16 protein-coding genes and 2 pseudogenes are annotated in these 22,004 nt (G+C 72.1%); 7 read left to right on the top strand and 11 right to left on the bottom strand.

Annotated elements, in window-relative coordinates:
• Window positions 1-392 (bottom strand): annotated as a pseudogene (locus BG482_RS21750) (endonuclease); the annotation flags it as partial.
• A 370-nt stretch (window positions 393-762) separates the two neighbouring features.
• On the opposite strand from BG482_RS21750, the gene BG482_RS21745 reads away from it, so the two are divergent.
• The 3 genes from BG482_RS21745 to BG482_RS21735 all read left to right on the top strand — a co-directional run bounded on the left by BG482_RS21745 (window position 763) and on the right by BG482_RS21735 (window position 2,672).
• Complete coding sequence (locus BG482_RS21745) at window positions 763-1,389, top strand: DsbA family protein (RefSeq protein WP_069770737.1); 627 nt, start codon at window positions 763-765, stop codon at window positions 1,387-1,389.
• Between the two features lie 64 nt (window positions 1,390-1,453).
• On the top strand, window positions 1,454-2,260 hold the full coding sequence (locus BG482_RS21740; RefSeq protein ID WP_069770736.1) for an MBL fold metallo-hydrolase: 807 nt from the start codon (window positions 1,454-1,456) through the stop codon (window positions 2,258-2,260).
• A gap of 1 nt (window position 2,261) precedes the next feature.
• A complete protein-coding gene (locus tag BG482_RS21735; protein ID WP_069770735.1) occupies window positions 2,262-2,672 on the top strand; it encodes a nuclear transport factor 2 family protein in 411 nt (136 codons plus the stop codon).
• 165 nt (window positions 2,673-2,837) lie between these two features.
• Here BG482_RS21735 and BG482_RS21730 read toward each other — a convergent pair whose 3' ends face one another.
• From BG482_RS21730 to BG482_RS21700, 7 genes are all read right to left on the bottom strand, one after another.
• The gene (locus BG482_RS21730; protein ID WP_069770734.1) at window positions 2,838-4,589 is read right to left on the bottom strand and encodes a cellulase family glycosylhydrolase; all 1,752 of its coding nucleotides are present in this window, start codon (window positions 4,587-4,589) and stop codon (window positions 2,838-2,840) included.
• 138 nt (window positions 4,590-4,727) lie between these two features.
• A complete protein-coding gene (locus tag BG482_RS21725) occupies window positions 4,728-6,251 on the bottom strand; it encodes a glycoside hydrolase family 43 protein (RefSeq protein WP_069770733.1) in 1,524 nt (507 codons plus the stop codon).
• A gap of 50 nt (window positions 6,252-6,301) precedes the next feature.
• Window positions 6,302-8,446 (bottom strand): alpha-galactosidase, encoded by a 2,145-nt coding sequence (locus tag BG482_RS21720; RefSeq protein WP_069770732.1) that lies wholly within the window; start codon window positions 8,444-8,446, stop codon window positions 6,302-6,304.
• A gap of 499 nt (window positions 8,447-8,945) precedes the next feature.
• On the bottom strand, window positions 8,946-9,623 hold the full coding sequence (locus BG482_RS21715) for a response regulator transcription factor (RefSeq protein ID WP_069770731.1): 678 nt from the start codon (window positions 9,621-9,623) through the stop codon (window positions 8,946-8,948).
• A 24-nt stretch (window positions 9,624-9,647) separates the two neighbouring features.
• Entirely contained in the window at window positions 9,648-10,847 is a 1,200-nt protein-coding gene (locus tag BG482_RS21710; RefSeq protein ID WP_069770730.1) for a sensor histidine kinase, read from the bottom strand.
• A gap of 109 nt (window positions 10,848-10,956) precedes the next feature.
• Window positions 10,957-13,152 (bottom strand): MMPL family transporter, encoded by a 2,196-nt coding sequence (locus tag BG482_RS21705; protein WP_069770729.1) that lies wholly within the window; start codon window positions 13,150-13,152, stop codon window positions 10,957-10,959.
• 259 nt (window positions 13,153-13,411) lie between these two features.
• Window positions 13,412-16,189: a LuxR C-terminal-related transcriptional regulator gene (locus BG482_RS21700; protein WP_079142001.1), complete on the bottom strand. Its 2,778-nt coding sequence runs from the start codon at window positions 16,187-16,189 to the stop codon at window positions 13,412-13,414.
• A 242-nt stretch (window positions 16,190-16,431) separates the two neighbouring features.
• On the opposite strand from BG482_RS21700, the gene BG482_RS21695 reads away from it, so the two are divergent.
• Complete coding sequence (locus tag BG482_RS21695; protein WP_069770727.1) at window positions 16,432-16,722, top strand: hypothetical protein; 291 nt, start codon at window positions 16,432-16,434, stop codon at window positions 16,720-16,722.
• Window positions 16,723-16,787: 65 nt separating this feature from the next.
• Here the strand turns inward: BG482_RS21695 and BG482_RS21690 are convergent, their stop codons facing one another.
• Both BG482_RS21690 and BG482_RS21685 read right to left on the bottom strand, forming a co-directional pair.
• On the bottom strand, window positions 16,788-17,513 hold the full coding sequence (locus BG482_RS21690) for a sulfite exporter TauE/SafE family protein (protein ID WP_069770726.1): 726 nt from the start codon (window positions 17,511-17,513) through the stop codon (window positions 16,788-16,790).
• A gap of 237 nt (window positions 17,514-17,750) precedes the next feature.
• Entirely contained in the window at window positions 17,751-18,740 is a 990-nt protein-coding gene (locus tag BG482_RS21685) for an aldo/keto reductase (RefSeq protein WP_069770725.1), read from the bottom strand.
• 373 nt (window positions 18,741-19,113) lie between these two features.
• Here BG482_RS21685 and BG482_RS45335 point away from each other — a divergent pair.
• Window positions 19,114-19,329: pseudogene (locus BG482_RS45335) on the top strand (SMI1/KNR4 family protein); the annotation flags it as partial.
• Between the two features lie 184 nt (window positions 19,330-19,513).
• Here BG482_RS45335 and BG482_RS21675 read toward each other — a convergent pair.
• Window positions 19,514-20,104 (bottom strand): TetR/AcrR family transcriptional regulator, encoded by a 591-nt coding sequence (locus BG482_RS21675; RefSeq protein WP_069770723.1) that lies wholly within the window; start codon window positions 20,102-20,104, stop codon window positions 19,514-19,516.
• A 357-nt stretch (window positions 20,105-20,461) separates the two neighbouring features.
• Here BG482_RS21675 and BG482_RS21670 point away from each other — a divergent pair, with 357 nt between their 5' ends.
• Together BG482_RS21670 and BG482_RS21665 are read left to right on the top strand one after the other, a co-directional pair.
• Window positions 20,462-21,262: an endonuclease/exonuclease/phosphatase family protein gene (locus tag BG482_RS21670; RefSeq protein WP_079142003.1), complete on the top strand. Its 801-nt coding sequence runs from the start codon at window positions 20,462-20,464 to the stop codon at window positions 21,260-21,262.
• Between the two features lie 310 nt (window positions 21,263-21,572).
• A complete protein-coding gene (locus BG482_RS21665) occupies window positions 21,573-21,938 on the top strand; it encodes a hypothetical protein (RefSeq protein WP_069770721.1) in 366 nt (121 codons plus the stop codon).
• The last annotated feature ends 66 nt before the right edge of the window (window positions 21,939-22,004 follow it).

Here is a 22,004-nt window from a genome sequence, read left to right as displayed (position 1 = left end):
AGCTGGCAGGAGTTCCAGTGCACGCGCTCGAAGTCGTCGGCGTCGTAGGGGAGTTTGGAGAGGGTGTTGAGGCCGCTGCCGATGCCCGCGCCGCCGCTGGTGGGGGTGCGGTAGGGGTGTGCGGTGTCGCCGGCGTAGAGGTAGGAGTGGTAGTTGAAGTCCTCTTCCACGTGCACGATGTCGTACGGGGCGATGCGTTGGCCGATGGCCGTGGTGCTGGTGTCGCGCGGCGTCGAGGCGCTGGAGATGCCCGACGGCAGGCCCGCCACGTTGTAGGTGAGGGTGCTGAAGGACCCGGAGGCCGGGTCCGCAGCGGCGGCGGGGGGCGCGGACGCGGCGAGCCCGCCGCAGGTGACGGCCGCTGCCGCGAGGCAGGTGAGAAGACGGCGCATGAAGGGGAGCTCCTGGGAAGTGGGGGAGGGCCAGCCGGACCGTACCGCCGGTAACCCGCTCCTGTCGCCGGCTCCGGCGAGGGAGATCAGAATTTGACCGCCTGGTCCGATCCAGTGGGTCGGCGGCGGATTGCCGGGCGGTGTCGACCGGGTGAACCTCTCGAACGGCGCCCGGACGACCGTGTGTTCAGCGTCCGCCCGCCCCGGTCTCCTGTCTGGAGTTCAGAGGCCCGGATGAAGCGGCCTCGGCGACGGGCCCCGCCGGTGCGCCCTTTTCCTCGGCGAGCGGAATATCTGACGAGTCAGGTATTGTTGCCCAGGTGAACCGCCCGCATCCGACGGGCGCACACTTTCTCCGCCGAGGTGCCCGATGAAGCTGATCTACGTGTTCGATGCCTACTGCGGCTGGTCGCACGGCTTCTCCCCGACCCTGCGCGAGGTCACCTCGCGCCATCCCGAGCTCGACGTGGAAGTGGTCTCGGGAGGCCTGTTCACCGGAGACCGCCGGGTGCCGATCCGCGAGTTCGGGTACGTCCAGGGCGCGAACGCCCAGATCGCCGAGTTCACCGGCGCCGAGTTCGGAGAGGCGTACGAGCGGCTCATGGCCGACGGCTCGTTCGTCATGGACTCGCAGGACGCCGCGCGGGGGCTCGCCGCCCTGCGCCGGGCCGCTCCCGCACGGGCGGTGGAACTGGCCACGGCGCTGCAGCGCGCCTTCTACGTCGACGGACTGAGCCTCTCCGACCGTGCGACCTATCGGAAGGTCGCCGAGCGTGCCGGTCTGGACGCCGACGACGTCGCCGCAGCCTTCGAAGCGGCCGAGGCGGGGACCGCGGCCCGGGCCGACTTCGCGCGCGCCGCCGCGCTGGGCGTCGACGCCTTCCCCACGCTGCTGGCCGAGGACGGCGAGGACGCCACGGTGCTGGCGCGCGGCCGAGCAGACGCCGAAGACGTGGAGCGGCGCCTCGCGGCGTTCGCCGCCACCCGCTCCTCCTGACACAGCCGCCCCAGCCGCCCCAGCCGCCTCCCGTCCCCGTCCCCCAGCCCCCGAAGGAATCGTCATGAGCACGCTCGACTTCAAGATCCTCGACCTGGACTTCCCGGCCGGCAGTAAGAACAAGACCGCCACCCTCGTCACCGGCGAGCGCGACGCCCTCCTGGTCGACGCCGCCTTCACCCGCGCCGACGGCCACCGCCTGGCCGCCGAGATCCTCGACTCCGGCAAGACGCTGACCACCGTCTTCGTCTCCCACGCCGACCCCGACTTCTACTTCGGCGCGGAGGTCGTCGCCGACGCCTTCCCGGAGGCGAGGTTCGTCGCCACCCCGCTCGTGATCGAGCACATCCAGCAGTCCTACGAGGGCAAGCTCAAGGCTTGGGCGGCCCTCGGCGCCAACCTGCCCACCCGCCTGGTGGACCTCGAACCCCTCGTCGGAGACATCACCCTGGAGGGTCACCGCTTCGAGCTCAAGGGCGGCCCGACGGCCCTGCCCGACCGCCACTACCTCTGGCAGGCCGAGCACCGCGCCCTGCTCGGCGGCGTCCTGCTCTTCCAGCAGGAGCACGTCTGGGTCGCCGACACCCCCACCCCCGGCGACCGCGCCGCCTGGATCGACCTGCTGGACGAAATGGCCGCCCTCGAACCGCAGTTGGTCGTGCCCGGCCACCGTCTGCCCGGCACGGCGGCGGACGCGTCCGCCGTCTCCGCCACCCGTGACTACCTGGTCGCCTTCGAGGAGGAGCTCGGCCGGGCCGCCGACGGCGCGGCGCTGACCGAGGCGCTGGTGGAGCGCTACCCCGGCAACGGCATGCTGATCGCCGCGCAGATCGGTGCGAAGGTCGCCAAGGGCGAGATGAAGTGGGGCTGACATGAGCGAGTTCGCGACCTCGACCGCCCCCGCAGACGTCGTGCGCCGCCAGTACCTGGCCTCCGCGGCAGGCGACCTGGAGGCACTTCGGGCCACCCTCGCCCCGGACGTGGAGTGGACCGAGATGGCCGGCTTTCCTCTCGCCGGCACCTATCGCACCCCCGAAGGCGTCACCGCGAGCGTGATGGAACGCCTGGGCGCGGACTGGACGGACTGGACCGCCCACGACGACACCTACGTCGTCGACGGTGAGAACGTCGTCGTCCTCGCCCGTTACACCGCGGCGAACAAGGCCACCGGCAAGCCGGTCGACGTCCGGGTCGCGCACCACTTCGTCGTCCGCGGCGGGTTCATCGTGCGCTTCGAGCAGTTCGTCGACACCGCACTCGTCCGCGATGCGATGACCGCCTGACCCGCTGCCCGCATTGCCCCACCCGTACACCGCGGCGTACTCCCGTCGCGGTGTACGGACCGTCGGACAGACCGTTCCCGTGACCCGTCCGCGACGCGAAACGATCGCGGCCGGCTGTGGGGAGAGCCCCGGGCGCCGGACGGGCCGCCCGGGGCGAGGGACCCGTCAGCCGACGATGCCGGTCACCGAGCCTCCGGACTTCGTCACGCGGTACGTCACGGTGGCTCCGCTCCAGAAGTGGAAGGTGAGCGTCGCCTGCGCGCCGTCCCGCAGCGAGTTGACGAACTTCGAGGTCAGAAGCAGTGCGTTGCCGGGGTAGTCGGGGGAGAAGGCCTCGTTGAACTCCTGGTAGGGGGTCCAGTCGGTGGGGCCGGCGTTGCTGCCGTCCGCGTACGTGGCCTCCATGGTGGCCAGCAGGTCACCGCGGAACTGGGTGGGAACGGTGACGCCGTTGGCGTCGCCGGTCGCGTTCGAGAGGACCGGCCGGTCGTAGGTGGTCACATGGATCTTCCAGGGCAGACCGTGGGAGAACCGGGCCTCGACGGTCGCGTTGATCCCGTACGCGCGGTCGCCGGCCAGCCGGGTGAGCGCCGACGCGGTGAGCGTGAGCCGGTTGCCGGAAACGGTGTAGTCCCGGCCCTGGACGAGCTTGGTGCCGCCCTGCCAAAGCCCCCGGAAGGCTTGGCCGTTCGGGCTGAGGGTGAGCGTCCTGGCCGTGACCGCACCCGACTTCGCCATGAAGACCCGGTCCGAGGAAGCGGTTCCCGAGCGGGTGGTCCAGCTCGACTTGATCTGGCTGATCAGAGCGGGGTCACGCCACTGCAGCGTGCTGCGGTTCAGGAAGTTGAAGGCGTCCCACAGTGCCGTGGTCACGCCGGCGGTGCGGGCCTCGTAGCCGAACTGCTCGAAGTACTTAAGCGCCTCGCCCAGCTCCACACGGGCGGGATGGTTGTGGTCGGGATACGACAGCAGGCCGTACTCGCCCAGGTAGACGGGGATCCCCTGGGAGGTGAGGGTGGTGCGGATCCGGTCGAAGGAGTCGGTCATGTCCTTCTGCGCGGTGGCGTCGAACTGTGTGCCGCCGGCGATGTTCACACTGAACGGGTACCAGCCGTAGAAGTGCACCGTGGCCACGAGCCGGGGGTCGTTCAGGGACTTCATCTCGCTGACGAGGACGTCCAGGAAGTCCTGGCCGGCATTGGTGTGCAGGCTCGGCAGCATGAGCAGCCGCGTCGCGTTGGCGCCGCCGGACCGGCGCACCACCGTGTGGAACGCGGTGTTGAGTTCGTTGTTGTACTGGTTGCCCTGGGCGTCCGTGGTGTTGTCGAACTGGGGCTCGTTGTTGCTCTCGAAGAGCAGGGCCTGCGAGGAGTCCCTGAATGCGGCCGCGATCTGGGTCCAGGTGGCCTTGAAGCGCGCCAGGACGTTGTCGTGGTCGGTGGGCATGGCGGCGATCCACTGCCACGAGTCGTGATGGACGTTGATCACCACGTAGAGGCCGTCGGCCAGCGCCCAGTCCACGACCTGCTTGACGCGGTTCATCCAGGTCGCGTCGATCGCGTAGGGGGCGGTGGAGGACTGGTGACCACTCCAGGTGACGGGAATCCGCACGCTGCGGAAGCCCTGTGCCTTGATGGTGTCGAACAGGGCCTTGGTGGCCGGCGGGTTGCCCCAGGACGTCTCGTCGGGAATGGCGTCCAGGGTGTTGCCCAGGTTCCAGCTGGGCTGCATCGCGGCCACCGCGTCCCTGGGGGCGGCGAGCCGGGCGGGCCGTGCCGAGGAGGCGTCCTCGTGTCGCGGCGCGGCCAGGGCGGTGGTGCTGGTCAGCCCGATCGCGGCGACCAGCGTCAGGAGGAGGCCGAGCACCCGGCCGGGGCCCCGGCTGCGGCGGCCGGGCGTGTGGTGCGTTCCCTTCATCTTCGGACCTCTTTCTCTGGTGGCCGAGCGGTGGTTCCGCCCGTGGGGGGATGGAGCGACAGATGGCCGAGGGAGGGGATCGTCCGTCGGCGGCGACGTGATGCCCGTGCGCGGCGCCGGTTCAGGCCCGTCGCCGGATCAGTCGCGGAGCGGCTCGTAGTCGAACCAGTCGAAGTGGACGGTGCCGGACGAGGCGTACAGGCCGATGACCCGGCCGGTGAAGCCGCCGGCGACCTCGGTCGACAGGTAGCGGCCGTCGAGGGCGCCGAGCGCGGTGAACGTGCCGTCCTGCTCCTCGACGCCGAACGTGAGGGTGTCCGGCCCGCTGCGGGCGTCCTGCTGCGGGGCGCCGGTGATCCGTGCGGCGAGGGTCACGGGCCCGGCGGGCACGGGCCGGGACGCCACGACGGTGCTCAGCGGTCCGATCCTGGTGAGCACCCGCACCTCACCTTCGCGGGCCTCGATCTCGTAGTGATGGCGTTCGTCCAGGCGGACCGCGAGACCGCCGTGTCCCTCCGCCGGGTCGATGCGGGTGCGCGCCCGGCAGGCCAGGTGCTGTTGCCGACGGCCGACGAACACCACGTCCGGCTCGTCCAGGGAGGCGCCCCGGGCGCGCAGGGTGAGCCAGCCGGACCGCTCCTTGGTGGTGCAGTGCTCCGCCGGACGGTCGCGCACCGAGATCCACTGCGGGCGCAGCTCGTTCAGGTCGAAGTCGTCCCGGACCGGTTCGACGGGCCCGGGGACCAACGGCCAGGAGGGTGCGGGAAGTTCGGGCGTCACCTTGGCGACGACGGGCCAGCCGTCCACCCATGCGACGGGCGCCAGGAAGGTCTCGCGGCCCAGCACGTGCCAGCCCGGGGTGCCACCGCGCGGCCGGACGCCCAGCACCACCATCCACCAGGAGCCGTCGGGCCCCTGGACCAGGTCGGCGTGGCCGGTGTTCTGAATCGGGTGGTCGGTGCCCCGGTGGGTGAGGATCGGGTTGTCCGGGCAGGGCTCGAACGGCCCGCCCGGCGTGAGCCCGCGGGCGATCGAGACGCCGTGGCAGCGCTCGGTGCCGCCCTCGGCGATGAGCAGGTACCAGTAGTCGCCGATCCGGTACAGGTGGGGCGCCTCCGGAGCCTTGGCGTCGGGCGCGCCGGACCAGAGTCCGCGCGGCGGGCCGAACGTCTCGCCGGTGTACGGGTCGATGCGGACCTGGGAGACCCCGGCGACGGTGCACCAGCAGGCGCCGTCCTCGTCCCAGGCGAGGTCAGGGTCGATGCCGGGGACGCCGGGCAGGCGGACCGGGTCGGACCAGGGCCCGGCGGGATCGGTGGCCGTGAACAGCATGTTGCCGCCGTCGGTCACATTGGTGACGATCAGCCAGAAGCGGCCGTCGTGGTGGCGCAGGGTGGGGGCGTAGATGCCGCCGGAGGACCGGGCGCCGGCGGGCAGGCGCAGCTGGCTCGGCCGGTCGAGGGCGTTGCCGAGCTGCGTCCAGTGGATCAGGTCGCGGCTGTGGAACACGGGGACGCCGGGGAAGTACTCGAAGCTGGAGCAGACGACGTAGTAGTCGTCGCCCACGCGGCAGATGCTCGGGTCGGGGTGGAAGCCGGGGATCACCGGGTTGCGGGACGTGGCGGGGCGAACGGCGGCGTCCGTCTGCGACTCGTCTGACACTCCATCAATTCCTTTGGCTCGTAGGATTTTTACGGTGAGGGCGGGCGGTTTCACGCCGTGTCCGGCACCGGGTGGGTGAGGCGGATCAGCACGGCGGACGGGGCCGTGGGCAGCGTCAGCGTGAGGGCGGCGGTACCGGGGTCCCAGGCCAGGGCCGCCTGGTTCGCGGCGGGGTAGAGGACCTCGACCCGGGCTGCGGCGCCGCGGAGGTGGGGGAGGGGGAGGGCGGCGGCGGCTCCGGAGCCGGGGCGGCGCCAGACGGTGAGGTAGGTGGTGGCCGGGGTGCGCAGGGCCAGCGCGAGCCAGGGATCGTCCCAGGCCGGAAGGCCCAGCGGCCAGACGGGCGTCGCCCGGGCCAGGTCGGCGCGGATGACCTTGTGGACGGCGACGCCTTCGTGGACCAGGGCGCGGGCGTCTGGGCGCAGCTCGGGCAGCCGGCCGGACAGATGGATACGGCCGAGCAGCGCGTTGGCCATGGTGAAGGCGACCTCGTCCAGGGAGTCCTCCGGCAGCGGGTAGGCCCAGACGGCGCCCTGCTCGGGGGTGACCGCGGTCGGCGCGGAAGCCGCGATGGGGGCGTACAGCCGGAGGTTCTGCTGGTCGCTGGTGGACTGCAGTTGCAGCCGGGAGAGCAGCGCGTAGTCCCAGCGCATGCCGCCCGAGGAGCAGTTCTCCAGCACGAGGTGGGGGTGGCGGTCCAGGACGCCGTCGAGCCAGTCGAGGTGGGCGCGGTTGTGGCCGAGCAGACCGGCCGCCGGGGTCTCGCCGGGGCGGGCGCTGGTGCCGGAGCCGGGGTCGATGTTGTGGTCGAGCTTGAGGTAGCCGACCCCCCACACCCCGACCAGGCGGTCCACGACCTCGTCCAGGTGGGCGCGGGCGGCCGGGTGGCGCAGGTCGAGATGATGGCGTCCGGTCTCGGTGACGCGGATGCCGTCGCGGCGGAAGAAGGCCTCGTCGGGCAGGGACCCGGCCATGGGGCTGCGGACGCCGATCACCTCCGGCTCCAGCCACAGGCCGGGCGTCATGCCCCGTTCCCGGATGCGGTCGAGCACCTCGTGGATCCCGCGCTCGCCGGGGAAGCGGGAGGCCGCGGGTTCCCAGGCGCCGACGCTGTCCCACCAGCCGCCGTCCTCGCCGTCGTACCAGCCGGCGTCGATGACGAAGTACTCCGCGCCCGCCTCGGCCGCCGCGTCGACCAACGGCAGCAGCTTCTCGGTCGTGGGGTCGCCCATGAGGCAGTTCATGTAGTCGTTGAAGATCACGGGGAGTCGCCGGTGGTCGGGGTGCGGGCGGCGGACGGCCCGGCGGTAGTGGGTGAGCGCGGCGAACGCCTCGTCCGGTCCGCCGGCGTCGCTGAAGGCGAGAGCCACCGGCACGGTGCGGAACTCCGCGCCGGCATCGAGGGGGTGCCGCCAGCCGTGATGAGTGTCCGTCGGACCGAACAGGGCCAGGTAGGCGAGTTGGTCGCGTTCTCCGCACTCCCAGTGCCAGCCGCCGCCGTTGTGCTCGATCTGCCACAGCCAGGTACGCCCGGAGTCACGGCCGGTCAGACCCCCCATGGGCAGTCGGCCGCAGCTGGACCACACGCCCCGGCCGGTCTGCGTGAACTCCCCCTTGCCGTTGCCGTCGCCGTGGACGACACGGTCGTCGAGGACCGGCGAGGTCGCCCGCATCGGCCTGCGCTGCCAGCGGCATTCGGCGACCCAGTCGTTGTCGGCCCACAGCAGGTCCGCGTCCCCGACGGCCTGCGGACCGTCCGCGAGGCAGCCCACGACGAGGGAGGAGACCGATTCCAGGTGCAGTGCCGTGTCCCCGGCGTTGCGCAGGATCACTTCGCTGCGCAGTACCGGCACGCCGTCGGGCGAGGCGTAGCGCACCTCCGCGACGAGACCGGTCTCGGGGTCGTGGAGTTCGACGGTGAGCGTGTGCCGGTCGCCGTCGCGGGCTGCTCGGTGCGTGCGGTACCGCAGCCGGCCGCCGAGGGTCGTGTCGACGAGGCGTGCGCCCGACCAGGAACGGCCGTGGCCGGCGGCCGTCACCTCCACCAGGGGCAGGGGAGGCCATGAGCGCCGCTCGGCGGGCGGCCCGCCGGGCAGCCCGAGGTGTGCGAGACGGGCGGCGCCGTCGTCGGTGACGCCGATCTCGACCCGCAGGGCCGGGTGTCCCCATCGGATGGTCTGCGGTGGACTGCTCATGGCTGCCTTTCTGGCGGGGCGTCACCGGGGCGACGAGGTGCGTGCGGCGGGCGGCCAGGCCTTGACCGCGCCGGTCGCCACACCGGTGCGGAAGTGCTTCCGGACGAACGGGCACACGGCCGCGGCTCGACTCCTCGGTCATGGAGCGGCCCCCCCTGTGTCGAAGCGCTTCACTTGGCCGCGAACGTTAATGACAGGTTTCCCACGAGACAAGAGGGCGCAGATCAGAAAACCTTCTTGGTGCACGGCCATTGACAGTCCCGCGCGGGCGGGGGTTGGTGTCGAAGCGCTTCAACACCCCATGAACCGCCTGCATGACCGACTTCGGCGAGCGCATCCCCACCGGCGTCGTCCCGCACGAGGGCTCCGACCCGGAACGGATGCACGCCCCCTGCCGCCGCCGCGGCCCGCCCCGACTCCGTGAACGCGCCGACGGCCGACGACCGGTGCCCGGTCTCCGCCCGGGCCGGGACCTCGGGCTGCGGGTGCACGCCGCCCCTCAGGCTTGCGGTTCTCCGGCGCGGACCAGACCGGTCTCGTAGGCGATGACGACCAACTGGGCGCGGTCGCGGGCGCCCAGCTTGGTCATCGCCCGGTTGGCGTGGGTCTTCGCGGTGACCGGGGTGACGAAGAGGCGCTCGGCGATCTCGTCGTTGGACAGGCCGGTGGCCACCAGGGTCGTCACCTCGCGTTCGCGCGGGGTCAGCGCTGCCAGCCGCCCGGGGTCCACGAGGTCGCCGTGGGTGGGCTGGGCGAGGACGCGGGCGATGAGGCCCTTGGTCGCCGTGGGTGAGAGCAGGGCCTCGCCGGCGGCGACGAGACGGATGGCGTCGAGGAGCCGGTCCGGCTCGACGCCCTTGCCCAGGAAGCCGCTGGCGCCGGCCCGCAGCGCCTCCACGACGAGACCGTCCTCCTCGAAGGTGGTCAGCACGAGCACCTTCACCCCGGCCATGTCCTCGTCCTGGCCGATCAGCCGGGTGCCCTCGATGCCGTCGACCCCGGGCATCCGGATGTCCATCATCACGACGTCGGCGCGCTCGGCGCGGGCCAGTCGCGCCGCCTCGCGGCCGTCGGGGGCCTCGGCGACGACCTCCATGTCCGGCTGTGCGTCGATGAGCAGCCGGAAGGTGCCGCGGAGCAGGGCCTGGTCGTCGGCGAGCAGAACGCGGATCGGCACGGTCGGTTTCCTCACGGGGGTCGGTCAGACGGGTGCGGGGGCGAGCGAGAGCGGCAGGGCGGCGACGACCTGGAAGCCGCCTTCGGGTCGTGGCCCGGCGGTGACGGTCCCGCCGATGGCGCCGGCCCGCTCGCGCATGCCGATCAGCCCATGGCCGGTGCCGGTGCCGGTGCCTGTGCTCGTGCCCTTGACGGAGTCGGAGCGTCCGTCGTCCGTCACGGTGACGCGCAGTGAGTGCGGACCGTAGTCCAGGAGCACGGCGGCCCGGGTGGCGGACGCGTGTTTGTGGGTGTTGGTCAGGGCTTCCTGGACGATGCGGTAGGCGGTCAGTTCGGTGGCGGACGCCTGCGGCGCGGGGGCGCCGGTGCGGGTCACCTCCACCGAGAGCCCGCTCGCCCGGAACCCGTCGGCGAGGCGGTCGAGATCGGCGAGGCGGGGGATGGGGGCCCGGGCGCCGGGTGCGTCGTCCGGCTGGCGCAACAGGCCGACGGTGGCGCGCAGTTCGTCGAGTGCGGCGCGGCTGTTGTCCCTGATGTGGGCCAGCGCCTGGAACGCCTGGTCGGGATCGGTGCGCAGGAGGTGGTGAGCGACTCCCGCCTGGGCGTTGACCAGGGTGATGTGGTGGGCGACGACGTCGTGCAGATCGCGTGCGATGCGCACGCGTTCCACGGCCACCCGGCGTCGTGCCTCCTCCTCCTGCATGCTCTCGGCGCGCTCCGCACGCTCCCTCGCCTTCGCGAGGTGGTCGCGGCGGTTGCGGACGGCGCGGCCGAGCGCGGTGGCGGCGATCGCGACGTCGAACCGCAGCAGCCCGTCTCCGCTCACCGGGGACCCGCCGTGAGTGCCGGCGTGGACCCCGGTGAGCGCCACGGCGGCGAGCAGGCCGACGGCCCACGCTGTGCGTCGGCTGCCCAGGAGGGCGAGCGTGTACAGGGCGACGAGGGTGGCCCCGGGGGGCGTGTCGATGCCCGGGACCAGGGCCATCAGGGTCAGCCCGCCGGCCAGCGTCACGAGAGCGACGTGCAGCGGCCAGCGGCTTCGCACGACCAGCGGCAGACAGGACACCGCCGTCCAGGCAGCCTCCTGCCAGCGCGGCTCGTGCCAGGAGGACTCGCCGACGGCGGTCGCCGCCACGGCCACCACGACCAGCGGCACCGCCGGCAGCGCGTCTCCGACCCGATCATGACGGGCGAGCCATCGGCGCCACACCACAGTCACGTCCATTCCCTCACTCTAAGCAGCGCGGGCCGGCCGAAGGCCGGGCAGTCCCCGCCCAACCGGCCCGCATGATCGTCGTCGATCCGTCGATCCGTCGATCCGTCGTGCGGTCGGGCTAGTCGGACACGCCGACGGTCTGCGGCTCGCGCGTCGGGTGCGGCGCGAACGTCTGCTCGTCCGCGGGGCCTTCGACGGACACGTCGGGCAGCGCCTTGTCCAGGCCGCGGGGCAGCCACCAGTTGGCCTTGCCGCACAGGTGCATGAGCGCGGGCACCAGGACCATGCGGATCAGCAGGGCGTCGACGGCGACCGCCACCGCGAGGCTGACGCCGAACTCGGCGATGACCCGCATGCCGCCGAAGACGAAGGAGCCGAAGACGCAGAACATGATGGCGGCGGCCACGGCGATCACCTTGCCGGTCTCGGCCTGGCCGACCCGGACCGCCCGGTGGCTGTCGCCGGTGCGGGCCCACTCCTCGCGCATCCTGCTGACCAGGAAGACCTGGTAGTCCATGGACAGGCCGAACATGATGCCGACGACCAGGATCGGCACGAACGACTCGATCGGTCCGCCTGCGCCGAGTCCGAGGAGCCCGGCGCCGAAGCCGTACTGGAAGACGACCACGATCGCGCCGAAGGCGACCCCGATGCTGAGGATGTTGAGGACCGCGCCCACGGCCGGGATCAGCAGGCTGCGGAAGGCGATCGTCAGCAGCAGGAAGCCGAGTGCGGCGATCACCAGCACGAACACCGGCAGCTTGGACATCAGGACCGACGCGAAGTCGTCGTTGCTCGCGGTGAGACCGCCCACGTAGACCTTCATGGACGTGCCCTGCTCGGCGGGCGGGACGACCTCGTCGCGCAGATGGCGGATCAGGTCGGAGGTGGCCGCCGACTGGGGGGAGGTCGTCGGCACGACGGAGATCACACCGACCGTCTGCCCGTCCTTCATGGGCGCCGCGAGGGCGTCGGCGACGCCGTCGACCTGCTTCAGGGCGGTGACGAGCTTCGCTTCGGCTGCCTTGTCGGCGGCGGTGGGGGCCTGGACGGCGAGGACCAGCGGGCCGTTGAAGCCGGGGCCGAACCCTTCCGCGATCATGTCGTAGGCCTGGCGGTTCGTGGACGTGGTGGGCAGGTTGCCGTCGTCGGACGCGCCCAGACGCAGCGACAGGGTGGGGAAGGCGAGCGCCGTGAGCACGGCGAGGGCGACCAGGCCCAGCGCCTTGGGGCGGGCCTGGACGACCTCGGCCCACCGAGCCCACGCACCGGGCCGTCCGGAGGTCCGCCGCCGCGCGTCCCCGGGCAGTTCCCGCCGTTCCTTGCGGCTGAGGACCCGGGCTCCGATCATGCCGAGCAGCGCGGGCAGCAGGGTGACGGCGGCCAGCACGGTCAGGACGACGGTGACGGCGGCGCCGACGGCCATGCCGTTGATGATGCCGACGTTCAGGGTGAGCATGCCCAGCAGTGCGACGACGACGGTCAGACCGGCGAACAGCACGGCGCGTCCCGACGTGTCGAGGGCCTTGGCGACCGACTCGGGGACGCTCATGCCCGCCGTCAGGTTGGTGCGATGCCGGTTGACGATGAACAGGGCGTAGTCGATGCCCACGCCGAGGCCGATCAGCGAGCCGAGGGTCAGCGTGGTGTCGGAGAGCGTGATGACGTGGCTGAGGAGGATCACCGTGACCGCGGAGGTGCCGACGCCGACGACGGCCGTGACGATGGGCAGCGCCGCCACCCACACCGCACGGAAGACGAACAGCAGCACGATGAACGCGAGGATGATGCCCATCGCGTCGGCCACGGGGTTCGGCTCGGGGTTCACGGTGAACGCCTGGCCGTTGAGCGCGATGCGCAGGCTCGCCGTCTCCGGGGCGGTGGCGAGTTCCTTCACGCGGTCGACCTGGGCGTCTTCCACGTCCCGGTCGAACGCGACGGTGGCGTAGGCCGTCGCGCCGTCCCCGCTGACCTGTGTCCTGCCCTCAGCGGTGTAGGGGCTGCTCACCGCGGCCACTCCGGGGGCGCCGGCGATGCGGTGCAGGACACCGGTCATCGCCTTCTCGGCCGCGGGTTCGGTGACCTTGCCGCCGTCGAGCTGCCAGACGATGCGGCCGCTCTTGCCGGCGGCGCTGTTCGAGGCCTGTTGCAGCAGGGTCGTGGCCTTGGCCGAGTCGGTGTCCTGCGAGGTCGGGCTGTTGCCGAAGGCGCTGCCGGCCGCGCCGACCCCGGCTCCCAGGGTGATCAACAGGCCCACCCAGACCAGGACGACGGCGAGCCGGTGCCGATGGCACCACCGGGCGAGAGAGGACATCGACGAGCCTTTCAAGGGGTGCGTCACACGATCGGACCGGCGGTTTCGGCCCACCCTCACGCTCGCAGTCCCGCGCTCTCCCGTCGTCGGCCGTCCGCAGACACTTGCGTCTACTGCGATCGCAGCAGGGACGAGGGCGCGACCCGTGTTCGCGTCCTCGCGCTCGGCGTGACCGGGCGAGCCGTTCGACCCGGTGGTGCAGACGCTCGACGTGCAGCTCGGACGTCGGCTTCATCAGCACGCTGCGCGACGGCTGGCCTCAGGGCGCGGCAGCCTGGCCGCGCCGACGACCGTGCGACGCATGAGACTCCGGAACCGTCCCGCTGCCGGATGCGGTGTCGTTCATCATCATGCGGGTGAGGCTGGTGCGGTTCGAGACGCCCAGCTTGCGATAGACCTGCCCGAGGTGGGTCTCCACCGTCCGGACGCTGAGGAACAGCCTCTCGGCGACCCTGATGTTGGTCATGCCGGTGCTGACGAGGCTCGCGATCTCCCGTTCGCGCGCGGTCAGGGCCGGCAGGGGACCGCCGGTCCCGGCGCATGCGGCCAGCCGGGTCCGCCACCGGGTGACCTCGCCCCTCAGCCGCGCGGAGCCGCACTGGTCGGCGAGGACCCCGGCGCCGTCCAGCCAGTCGGCCACGCCGTCCGTCCTTCCCGCGTCCAGGGACAGTTCGGCTGCCGAGAGCAGGGTGACGCAGGCCTCGACCCGCTCACCGCCGAGCGAGAAGTCGGAGACCGCTTCCAGCGCCTGTCGCAGTGCTGCTTCCGTTTCCCCGGCCGCGGCGTGGGCGCGCATGCGGGCGCGCAGAGCGAACCCCCTGCGGCCGGGCGACGGGAGCTGTTCCAGGCACTGCTCGGCGAGTTCGGCATAGTGCTCGACCGACGCGCGGTCGCCCACCGCGAGCGACGCCTGCGACAAGGCGTCGCACCAGCGGGGCTTGCGCCAGGCGGTGAGCCGGGGCAGCCCGGGACCGCCCGCCGCGTCCAGCAGCAGCCAACGGGAGCGCGCCGGATCGCCGGTGCGCTGCACCCACTCGGCGTGGAAACACCGGACGGTGACCGCCCATGCGGTCGGCGAGGCACTGGCGACGGCGAGGGCGCGTGCGGCCGACGCCTCCGCCGCTGCCCGATCGCCCGGACCGTCCTGCCAGAAGAGCGCCTCGGCCCGCACCATCGAGCTGACGGCTTCCTCGGCCGGGCCCGCCTTTGCCGAGGCGTGGCGGTCGATCTCGTCGAGGGCGCCGAGCGCACCGGCCAGATTCCCGCGCCGCAGCTGGGCGTTGGCCAGCACCGTGAGGATGTGCGGCTGGACATACGTCTGACCGGTGCGCCGGGACAGGGCCGCCGCGCGGGTGAGGTGCCGTTCGGCGTCGACCAGCCGGCCGAGCATTCCCTCGGTCATGCCCGTCTGCAGCGAGGCGTTCAGGTTGGTGAGCAGAGCGGTGTCGGATGCGGCGTCGATGAGCGCCGCCGAGGTCGTCGCCCGCTCCTGCGCGGTGGCCAGGTCGCCGGTGAACAGATAGCCGAGGGCGCTCTGCGCCAGCGCCTGGGCCTCGCCGACCCGGTCGTGGTGCTGCCGAGCGATGCCCGCGGCCGTGTCGGCGTGCTGCCGGGACGTCACGTACTCCTGGATGTCGTACGCGTAGTCGGCCAGTTCGGTGTGCAGGGCGGCCGCGATCGCGGCGTCCTTGTCGGCCAGCGTCGCGAGCCCGGAACGCGCGAGGGCGCCGGCCTCTGCGTAGCGTCCCAGGGTCCGCTCGATCCGGCTGGAGTCGGCGAGCGCGCCCGCCTCGCCGGACGGGTCGGGCATGGCCGACCGCAGGGCGTCCAGCAGCGCGCGGCTCTCGGTAGCGTCCCCCGTCAGCAGCCGGGCGCGAGCCAGCAGCACCTGCGCTTCGTGCCAGTGCGCCTGGCCCGGGCGGAGCGACGGCAGGGCGGCCTCCAGATGCCCGGCCGCCACGGCGGGAGAGCCGTACAGCAACTCGCGTGCGGCGGCGATCAGGGTGGTCGCATGCTCCGGCCGGTTCGGGTCGGCGGCGCGGGCCACATGGTGGGCGCGCTTGGCGATGGGAGCGCCCTGCTCGGCCAGCGCGGACTCGGCTCGTCGGTGCAGGGTGACGCGGCGGCTGGGTTCGAGCCGCTCGTAGACGACGTCGCCGACCGCTCGGTGGCGCAGGGCGAGCCGGGGTGCCGGCTCGGCGGGCCGCACGAGGTCCACACGGGTGAGCGTGTCCAGCGCGCGGACCGTGGCGGTGACGTCGTGCCCGGCGACGGCGGCCAGCAGTTCGGGGTGGAACGGCTCGCGAAGGACCGCCGCCGCCTGCAGGACCGCGAGCGAGTCGCCGTCGAGACCGGCCAGTTCGCCGAGGACGGCTGTCGAGGCGGCCGCGGCGTCCTGGCCGCGAGCGCCGAGCACCTTGAGGTACTGCGGGTTGCCCTGGGCTTCGCGGTGGATCTCGTCGGCATCCGGATGGTCTCCGAGCAGGGCTTCCGCCTGCTCGCGGGACAACGGGCCGAGGTTCCACACCTCCAGCAGACCCGCGGACTCGGCCTGCGAGACCAGTTCCGCATGCCAGGGCGACAACTGGCGCTGCCGGCAGACGATGAGGCACAGCACCGGACCGGCGGAGGCCGTCTGCAGCAAGCGTTCCACGTGGAGTTGCTGGTCCGCGGGGAGGAGGTGGAAGTCCTCCACCACCGCGAGCAGGGGGCCGCCCTCCGCCGCGCGCGCGGCGACCTCGCGCACCTCCTGCAGACGCAACTCCCCGACGACCGAGGACGCGTTCGCGGCCCGCCCACGAGCAGTGCAGACGGGTATCCCGGCGGAACGGGCCTCGGTCACGACCGCCCACGCCAGCGCGCTCTTGCCGATGCCCGGTTCCCCGACGAGCGCGACGGCCTTCCCCGCTCCCCTCTCGAGCTCGGCCAAGGCTCGCACCAGCTCCCGGACTTCCGTCTCACGGCCGAGCAACGGACGTGCGTCACCGAGCGTGCGGCGGGCAGGAGAGGGCGTTTCGCCCTGTGGATCGTCGGACATGACACGGCACGATAGTGGCTGCCGGTGACAACCAGGCAAAGGGGACGTATTCCGCGCCCGAGTCGGAGGAACTGTTGCCGGATCCGGACGTACCGCTCGCCCGGCCGAGGGCACGGCTCACGGTGGATCCGGCGATCGGGCGGCCCCCTGACACGAGGTGCCCAGGAGGGCGCGAAACCCGTTTCCACGCAGGTGAGTCGGCGATTTCGTGGGTGCCCTCGCGACTGATTAGGATCTTGGTCATGTCTGTGCAGAGTTCCGAGAAGGCCCTTTCCCGCAAGCAGCGGCTCCAGGAGAAGCAGCGCCGTCAGTTGGCGGTGGTGGACACCGTGGACAAGGCCGAGGCCAAGGTCCGCAAGGCGGAGGTCGAGCTGGCCGTGGCCGTCGCCGAGGCGGTGCAGGTGTTCGGCGACGAGGAGTCCGCGTCCGAGGGGCTCGACATGCCGGTCGAAGCGATCCGGCGCTGTCTCGGCATGGCACGCGACGAAGCAGCCGGCGCCGACGAGGTCACCGAGGTCGCCGGCGCCTCCTGAGCCCGCGGTCGTGACGCAGCAGGACGCGGTGATGATCCGGGCCGGTGAGGAGGGGCGTCGCGAGGTCAGCCGGTGACGGTGAGCAGCAGACCGGAGACGATCAGACCGATCTCGACCACCAGGAGGAAGACGTGGGCGGGGAGCCGGTCGACGGTCTTCTTGCCGACCCAGGCCCCTGCGGTGGCCGCCGGCGCGAGGCCCAGGCCGATGGCGGCGCTGGACGCGGTCAGCACGGCCGCCGCGCCGAACACGACCAGCTTGGTCACGTGCATCACCACGGCGGCAGCGGCTTCGGTGCCGATGTAGGCGCCTTTGCGCAGGCCCCGGGACAGGAAGAACGGCGCGACCATCGGCCCCACCGAGCCGACCAGTGCGGAGCCGAAGCCGGATGCGGCGCCGACGACGGTGAACGCCGTGTCGTCCAGCCGGGCGGCCTGCGGCTTCCAGCGCCGCCAGGCGACCATGATCAGCAGGAACACGCCGATGGCGCGGGTGAGCGCGGGCAGCGGCGCGGTGGCGAACAGCAGCGCGCCGGCGGCCGCGGCCGGGACGGCGCCGAGGGCGAACACACCGACGAGACGCCGGTCGACCTCGTGCCGGTTGAACCACACCCGGCTGCCGTTGCCGGCCAGTTGGGCGACGGTGAGCACGGCCACCGCGTCCCGGGCGCCCAGCACGGCGACGAAGACCGGCAGCAACAGCACGCCCCCGCCGAACCCGGCGATCGCGGACAGGGCCGCAGTGCCGAAGGTGGCGACGACGAGGGCGACGACCTGCAGCGCCAGTTCCATACGGGTCATTGTCGTGCCCACGGCGGTGCCGGGGAGGCGCGGGGGCGACGCGCCCGCCTGGAGCCGGCGACAGCCCCGCCGACGGGCCTTCACGAAAGACCCGTGGGCGGGGCTGCACCGCACGGTTGCCGCGGCTGCCGCCGCCGTGCCGCTGGGACTGCGGCCGTGCGGTGGACGGACGGCGGTGGCTGCCGCCGGGGGTGCGGGCAGCCGCGGTCGCGGCCTCTCGGGCGACGGCTACCGGTCGACGGCCCGCATCCCCGCCTCGTCGTACCGCTCGCCCGCGACCGCGGGCAGCTCCGCGTCGATGCGGGCGAGATCGTCCTTGGTCAGCGTGATGTCGACGGCGCCGGCGTTCTGCTCCAGGTAGGCGCGGCGCTTGGTCCCCGGGATCGGCACCAGGTCCTCACCCTGGGCCAGCACCCAGGCGATGGCCAGCTGCGCCGGAAGCACGTCCTTCTCGGCGGCGATCTCCTTCACCTTCGCGGCCAGCCGCAGGTTCGCCTCCAGGTTGGCGTCCTGGAACCGGGGGTTCTGCCGGCGCCAGTCGTTGGCGTCCAGCTCGTCCGGCGAGCTGAACCGCCCGGCGAGGAAGCCGCGGCCGAGCGGCGAGTACGGCACGAAGCCGATGCCCAGCTCGCGGCAGGCGGGCAGCACCTCGGCCTCGACGTCCCGTGACCACAGCGAGTACTCGCTCTGCACCGCGGTGATCGGGTGCACGGCGTTGGCGCGCCGGATGGTCTGCGCGCTCGCCTCGCTCAGACCGATGCCGCGCACCTTGCCCTCGGCGACCAGTTCCCCCAGTGCGCCGACCGTCTCCTCGATGGGAACGTTCGGGTCGACCCGGTGCTGGTAGTACAGGTCGATGTAGTCGGTCCCCAGACGCTTCAGGGAGCCGTGGACGGAACTGCGGACGTGCTCCGCCGAGCCGTCCTGCGGGCCGACGGTGGTGATGTCGCCGGGTACGGCGTCGTCCATCCGGTAGTTGAACTTCGTCGCGATCACGTACTCCTCGCGATGCCCCCGGACCGCCTCGCCGACGAGCGACTCGTTGGTGAGAGGGCCGTACATCTGCGCGGTGTCGAGGAAGTTCACCCCGACGTCGAGGGCGCGCCGGATGGTGGCGATGCCCTCCTCCTGATCGGCGGATCCGTAGAAGGCGGACATGCCCATGCACCCCAGGCCGATGGCCGATACCTGGAGGTCCCGCAGACTGCGCTTCTGCATGCCGTGTTCCAGCCTTTCCCTGCCACTCGTGCGTTGTCACTCGTACGTTCTTTCGGACGCCACGGAGCCTGTCGTCCGTTCGCCGACGAATTCCGCCGGCCGGCATCCCGGGAGACGCCGGCGGTACGGGGCCTCGTGCGCCGCGATGTCTGCAACGCTACGACCTGGAGCGCACTCCAGCGCAAGTCGGCCGGTCAGCCGGAACGGCGGCCCGGGCGAGGCGTGCCGAGGGATCTCCGGGCAGATTCGCGACCTTCGACTTTGCCTTTCCTTTACGATGGGCCGCGGAGCCGCCCGCCCCACGTGATGCGGAGGGATTTACGAGGCACACGGTTCACGGTTCGCCGCAGGGACTCCTGTCGGCAGGCGGCGTTTGAGGAGGCCGGGACCGTCGTCCCCCTGGGCAGGCCCGGGGGAGTCGGCGATCGCCGCGGCCGAGGAGCGGCTGGGCCGGCGCCTGCCGCCCTCGTACCGCGAGTTCCTGGCCGTGAGCGACGGATGGCGTGTGGAGCAGACGGCGGGGATCTACCAGCTCGGCGGTGCCGCGGACATCGAGTGGTTCCGGGATCCGTTCGACGTGACCCCTCTCTCTGCCCGGAGGACGCCGAACCGGAAGGCGAACGGCACGCGTTGGAGGCTCTGCACTCCGATCGGGCTCTCGCTGCCCCGTTTCGCGCTGACCCAGGCCTACGCCTGCTTCGGCTCCGTGAGGCATCGGACCTGAACCCGCCCCGGCCGGGCCCCCACGCCGAGGGCGCGCGGATGCCACGGCGTCAGCCGTCCCGGCGCAGGCCCGCCACGAGAAGTGCGACCAGTCGCCGTGCGTCGTAGCGGGGGTCGTTGTCGGCGCCGATGCAGAGGTTTCCGATGCCCCGCATGAACGGGTAGGCGTCGAGACCGGAGCGGATCTCACCGGCGGCGGCAGCGGCGTCGAGCAGGTGGGCGCACACCGGCAGGAGGCGGTCGAGGAAGTAGGCGTGCAGCGTCTCGAAACCGGCGTTGTCGGTCTGGAGGGCGGCCGCGAGGCCGTGCTTGGTGACCAGGAAGTCGACGAACAGGTCGACCCATCGTTCGAGGGCGACGAAAGCGGAAGGGCTGCTGGTCAGCAGTGCCGGGCCGGCCTCGGCGCAGGCGTCGACCTGGTGGCGGTAGACGGCGATGACGAGGTCCGCCCTGGTGGGGAAGTGGCGGTATATCGTCCCCACCCCCACACCGGCCCTGGCCGCGATGTCACGTACCGGCGCCTCCACGCCCGAGGTGACGAAGACGGCGGCGGCGGCGTCCAGCAGGGTCTGCTGGTTGCGCCGGGCGTCCTTCCGTTTGGACCCGGCCGCGCTTGCCGAGTTCTGGCCTGTGTCGTTCACCGCGACCTTCCTCGTCGGCGGGATCCCCGTACGGGTCCCGTCCCCTGCCAGCGACGGAACGAGGTTCCGCTTCCTCTCCATGATGGCAGACGGGCCGAGCGGCCCCCAAGGCGAAGCCGTCCACCCGCAGGACGGTGCCACGGGCGTCGCGCACTCGGCCGTCACCGCTGGACCTGACACCGCACACCAACTCGCTTCGGCGGCAGACCCGTTCGAAAGCGCCGGTCACAGGCCCACGCGTGTGTCGCCGGGCGGTGGATTCGCATAGCCTCGTGCGCGGGTGCGGCGGATGCGGTGTGCGTCCGCGGTGAGGAGGCGGTGGTGCTCGGAACGGGTGCGCGATGGCTCGCGGGCGTCATGTCCCTGCTCTGTCTGGTGCTCGTCGGCCCCAGCGCACCGGCTGACGCCCCTCTCGTGCGGACCCTGCCCGTCGGCGCTGTCCCGGACGTCGTGACGAACCGGGTCATGACGTGGAACATCTGCAACCCCTGCGAGGTGAGCAACGTCGACCGGGCGGCCGAGATCGCCGCGTTCGCGCCCCAGGTCATCGGCCTGCAGGAAGCGTGCGTGCGAGACGTCGACCGGATCCGGGACCATCTGGAAAACCTCTACGGGCTGATCTACCACGTCGAGTACGGCATGGTCCTGCACGACTGGGGCCGGTGCGGGGGAGTGCCGTGGAACCCGGGAGGCTTCGGGGAGGCGATCCTTTCGGCGGCGCCGATGACGGACCGCGTCAACGTGGAATATCCCGACGGCGGCTCCGAGGACCGTGGGTACATGGCGGTGACCACCGTGGTGGACGGCCGGTCCGTGCGGGTCTTCAACACGCACTTCGCCGAGCGCCGTCAGGAGACGGTCCGCGCGGAGCAGGCCCGCGTGCTCGCCCAGGAGGTGGCCCCCTACGAGCGCGCCGTGGTTCTGGGCGACTTCAACGCGCAGCCGGACGCCGTTGAGCTCGCCCCGCTCTGGGCGCTGGCCGCGGACGCGGATCCCCGCTGCCGTCCCTCGGACGCAGACGGCTGTGCGCCGACCACCGACTGGTACAGCAAGTTCGACTACGTGTTCCTGAGAGGCGTCGCCGCGCTCACGTACGGCGTGGAGCCCACCCCGTACTCGGACCACGACCTGTTCCACGCCGACCTGGACCTCACCTGAGGCGGTTCCGCCCGGCCACCGACCGCGCGCCGCTCCCCGCTCTCCTCTCCCCGTCCCGGCCCGTGAAGCCCCGGTCGTCCTGACCCCCGTGAAGAAGGGGGCCACCCCGGGACGCATCCGCACACCGCGTCCGCTCACTTCCGCAGGGTTGCCCGCTTTCGGCTGTTCCCGCTGGTCGCGGCCGGTTTCCCGGCCCGCCCCGGCAACGGGAAACAGGAAACCCGTCGACCTCTCCCGACCCGGCGGACAGTCTGATGCCGAAAGACCGAGCACGACCTGCGACCAGGCAGGACGACCGCAAGGGGGAAACATGCACAAGTTGTTCAGTGGGGCCGTCGCACTGGCCACCGCGGCCACGGCGATGGTGGCGCTGTCCGGTACCGCCGAAGCCAAGCCGGCCGCCGACTGGGCCGGCTGCCCGTCCGGCGCCGTCTGCGTCTACCCGCAGAACCAGAACCCCGCCCAGAGCCCGAGCGCCGTCTACTGGAGCTACGGGGGCCATGACCTCAGCAACCAGGTGGGCCGGCACTGGGTCCTCAACAACCAGACCGGTGGCGCCACGGCAGAACTGTGCCTGAACTACGGCGGCACGAACTGCAACTACACCATCGGGGCGCAGAACGGCGTGTACGCCGACCTCACGCCGATCAACTCGATCAAGCTGAACCGGCCGTAGCGCCTTTCTCACGGGGGAACGTCCGGGATCGCTTCGGCGGTTCCGGACGTCCGTGTCTGCACCACA

Origin of the sequence: Streptomyces sp. LUP30 (assembly GCF_001746365.1) — a bacterium.
GTDB lineage: Bacteria > Actinomycetota > Actinomycetes > Streptomycetales > Streptomycetaceae > Streptomyces.
The sequence above is the reverse complement of the archived record's forward strand: the minus strand, read 5'-3'. Positions and strand labels throughout refer to the sequence as shown.